Consider the following 4,102-nt stretch of genomic DNA (forward strand, 5'->3'; position numbering starts at 1 on the left):
TAGCTTCCTAGTTTGTTCTTTGATTTTCATTGAGTATAAGATAGTGTTTATGAATTCTTGACAAGAGGATTTGTATATCATCAGGCAAACCATAGATTGTCAATTCGCTTTCTATGGTTTGTTTGCTTGAGAGAAATAGTAAAAGGAGAAGAGAATGAAAGCATACACAGAGCGTGTGTTTGGAAATGTTGAGGGACAAGATATTTTGGCCTATCGTTTTGAGACGGACGGTGGCTACCAGCTTGAAGTTATGACCTATGGTGCGACCATCTTGCGCTATGTAACGCCTGACAAGGATGGAAATTTTGCCAACGTTATCTTGGGTTTTGATGACTTTGCTAGCTATGTAGGTAATAGTCCCAAACATGGAGCTAGCGTAGGTCCTGTGGCAGGCCGTATTACTGGTGCGACATTTGAACTCAATGGCAAGACTTATGACCTTGAAGTCAACAATGCTAGCAATTGTAATCACAGTGGTTCAACAGGTTGGGATTCGAGTTTGTTTGAACTAGTTGAAGTGAGTGACCATGGCTTGACCCTCTACACAGAGCGTACAGATGGTACAGGAGGATTTCCTGGCAATCTCAAGATTTGGATTAGTTATCACTTGGAAGAAACTGGTGCCTATGAAATCAGCTACAAGGTAACAACAGATCAGGATACGCTGGTCAATCCAACCAACCACAGCTATTTCAACTTGTCTGGTGATTTCACGCAGACGATTGACCGCCATGTCTTCCAGCTAAATACTGAGGGCATTTATCCAATCGCTCCCGACGGTGTTCCTGCCAAAACTCCAGAAGCCAACCGTGATGTGGTCAAACACATCTACAATGGTGCCTTGTTGAAGGATATCTTTGCAGAGGAAGATGAGCAAATCCAGCTGGTATCAGGTTTGGATCATCCATTTGCCCTTCCTGCAGGTCATGACAATGCTGGTTTCCTTTATGATCAAAACTCAGGTCGCTTCCTGCTCTTCAAGACAGAGGCTCCTTGCTTTGTAGTATACACAGCAAATTTTGTGGATGAGAGTGTCATCATAGGAGGTCAGCCAATGCTACAGCACAATGGGATTGCCCTTGAAGCGCAAGTTTTACCAGATGCCATTCACAGTAACCTCAAAGACCAAGTCATCCTTAAAGCTGGTCAAACCTTCACAAGTAAGACACGTTATGAACTTGTTGTGAAATAAAAGAATCATTGCGCCTACTTTTGGGATTTAGGAATAGGTAAGCAAAGACAAATAGTAGGAAAATATGATATAATTAAACGTTGAAAGGTATCTGTTAAGATAATATTCAAACTACAATAAGGAGTAAGAAAGAAATGAAGAAAATTGTATTTGCTAGCGCCTTGGCCTTGACCTTGGCAGGAGCAGTTTTGACAAATGATGTTTTTGCCAACGACAGACTGGTTGCAACACAATCTGCTGATGGTAATGTATTGACCTCAGAGGTGCTAAAACCTTCTAGTGGCAATGTTTTGGTTGGAATCAAGGGAGAATTTTTGCCTCCTCATCAACAATCTATTTTAGATGCTATCAATAAAATTCGTAAAGAAGCAGCCGACGAAGGTTTGGTAGATAAGTATGTTCCTGTCAAATGGTCAGTTGACCATGAGAAAACGGCTTTTGTACGCGCTGCTGAGGTATCTGTTGCGCTGAAGGCTGAACGTCTTTCCAGTAAAAACAACTGGACTGCCTTTCCATCTGGTAATAGCCTAAGTGGAGAAGCTTTAGATTTGAATCCTGATGGATTTCTAAAAGCAATTGAAAACTGGCATGCTGAAAAGGCGCAATATGTGGCGAAAAAGAAAGATAAAACATCAAAAGAATTTTCATCTTATTATGAGAACTTGATTAACCCTAAATTTACCCATGTGGGTCTTGCTGCTTTTAAAAATGCAGCTAGTCCTCAGAAAGCAGCAACGGTTGCTTTGGCTCTAGGAACTACGACTTCTTCAGAGGAATTGGCTGGTGGATATGGTTCTGCTGTTCAGTACACAGAAGTGACTGCCTCAAACCTTTCAACAATTAAAAGTAAAGCTATAGTTGTAGAAACACCGCTGAAAGATTTCAGAAAATCTACGTCTGATCAGTCTGGCTGGGTGCAGTCTAATGGCAAGTGGTATTTTTATGAGTCTGGTGATGTGAAGACAGGCTGGTTGAAAACAGGTGGTCAATGGTACTACTTGAATGACCTAGGTGTCATGCAGACTGGATTTGTAGAAGTTGATGGATCGGTGTATTATCTAAGTAACTCAGGCGCTATGTTTACAGGCTGGGGAACAGATGGTAGCAGATGGTTCTACTTTGATGGCTCAGGAGCTATGAAAACAGGTTGGTACAAGGAAAATGGTACCTGGTATTACCTTGATGAAGAAGGGATCATGAAGACGGGTTGGTTTAAAGTAGGTCAACACTGGTACTATGCAAATGGTTCAGGCGCTTTGGCAGTGAGCACAACAACACCAGATGGTTACCGTGTAAATGGTAATGGTGAATGGGTAAACTAGGCTGAAAATGTCAGGCCATAGGTAAAGTATTCATCTTACTTAGCAAAAAGAATGAATGATAAGAAAGAGGTTGATGGCGAACATTGGCCTCTTTTTTTGGAGTGTTTAGAGTCAGTTGCTATTCACTGAAAATAAGGACGAGTCATCGCTGGAGTATTCCTAATTCAAAAATCAAGTTTGAACATTTGCTTTTGGTATCTGTTTATTTCTGGAATGTGAGCTTTATACTCTTCGAAAATCTCTTCAAACCACGTCAGCTTCGCCTTGGTGTAGGTATATGTTACTGACTTCGCCAGTTCTATCTGCAACCTCAAAACAGTGTTTTGAGCAACCTACGATTCGCTTCCTAGTTTGCTTTTTGATTTTCATTGAGTCTCATCTGCAATAGAAAAGCAGTGTGAGAAGCAAATACACACCAGAATAAAAGAGAAACTCTAGGAAAGAAAATGTAAAGAAATATCAAAGTTTTCAAAACGATTTTCACAAAAACTTTGATAAAACAAATAAAATTCCGAACAAAAATGTAACAAAAATTTAATATAAAACACTTGACAAAGATTTGTGGGGGGGGTATACTTAATATAGTGTAGTCTGAAAATGATTATCAGAAAAGAGGTAAATTTAGATGAATAAGAAAAAAATGATTTTAACAAGTCTAGCCAGCGTCGCTATCTTAGGGGCTGGTTTTGTTGCGTCTCAGCCTACTTTTGTAAGAGCAGAAGACGCTCCACAAGCTGTCGAAAATTCTTTATCAGAGAAGCAAAAAGAATTCTTATCTAATTTTGATAAAGCTAAAGAAGCTACAGTTAAAGAATTACAAGAATATTTAGACAATGCAAAAGGAAAAGGAGATCCAGAATTAGAAAACCAAATTCAAGGGTTTATTGATGAATTTAAAAAACGAACTGAAGCTCAGAAGGCTGACTATGAAAAACGCTTCAAAGAAGGTCTAACTGCAGAAGATGCTGAAGAAGAAATAGAATCAAAAGCTAAAGAAGAGGAAGTTGCAGAAGAAAAAGAAGCTAAGGAAGAAGAAGCTGCTCAACAAGAATTTTTAGCTAATTTTGACAAGGCATTAAAGGATACGGTTTCAAAATTAGAAGAAGATGCAAAAAATAATCCTGAAATAGAAGAACAAATTCAAGATACGATTGCAAAATTAAAAGCAGAAGCAGATAAAACAAAAGCTAAAATCGTAGAAGGTTTCAAACAAGGCTTAACTGCAGAAGACGCTGAAAAAGCAATCGATGATGCAAATAAAAAGTCAGCAGAAGAAGAGAAAGCAGCTCAGGAAGAATTTTTAGCAAACTATGATGCAGCATTGAAAGCAGCAATCGCAGAATTAGAAAAAGCTGAAACTAATAGTCCAGAAGAAGCAAAAGCAAAAGCTGATACAATTGCAGCATTAAAAGCAGCATCAGATGAAACAAGAAAACAAATTGTAGAAGGCTTCAAAAAAGGCTTAACTGCAAAACAAGCTGAAAAATTTATCGATGAATTAAATAAGAAAGCTGCAGAAGAAGATAAAGCTAAAGAAAAACCAGCGGAAAAACCGGCAGAGAAACCAGCAGAAAAACCAGCGGAAAAA

Annotated in this window: 2 protein-coding genes and 1 pseudogene; all 3 read left to right on the plus strand. The window is 38.9% G+C overall.

The window, feature by feature from the left end; all coding sequences use genetic code 11:
* Nucleotides 1–154: 154 nt before the first annotated feature.
* Nucleotides 155–1,192, plus strand: coding sequence for an aldose epimerase family protein (locus HT697_RS01185; protein ID WP_049512631.1), 1,038 nt, complete (start codon nt 155–157; stop codon nt 1,190–1,192).
* 134 nt (nt 1,193–1,326) lie between these two features.
* Nucleotides 1,327–2,514: a CAP domain-containing protein gene (locus tag HT697_RS01190; RefSeq protein ID WP_173218979.1), complete on the plus strand. Its 1,188-nt coding sequence runs from the start codon at nt 1,327–1,329 to the stop codon at nt 2,512–2,514.
* A gap of 625 nt (nt 2,515–3,139) precedes the next feature.
* Nucleotides 3,140–4,102: pseudogene (locus HT697_RS01195) on the plus strand (hypothetical protein); the annotation flags it as partial.

Origin of the sequence: Streptococcus sp. 1621 (genome assembly GCF_013276615.1) — a bacterium.
Taxonomy (GTDB): domain Bacteria; phylum Bacillota; class Bacilli; order Lactobacillales; family Streptococcaceae; genus Streptococcus.

What these genes read in the sequence shown, in the direction of transcription:
- HT697_RS01185 (WP_049512631.1), top strand. Translation starts at nt 155, where the DNA reads ATGAAAGCATACACAGAGCGTGTGTTTGGAAATGTTGAGGGACAAGAT.
- HT697_RS01190 (WP_173218979.1), top strand. Translation starts at nt 1,327, where the DNA reads ATGAAGAAAATTGTATTTGCTAGCGCCTTGGCCTTGACCTTGGCAGGA.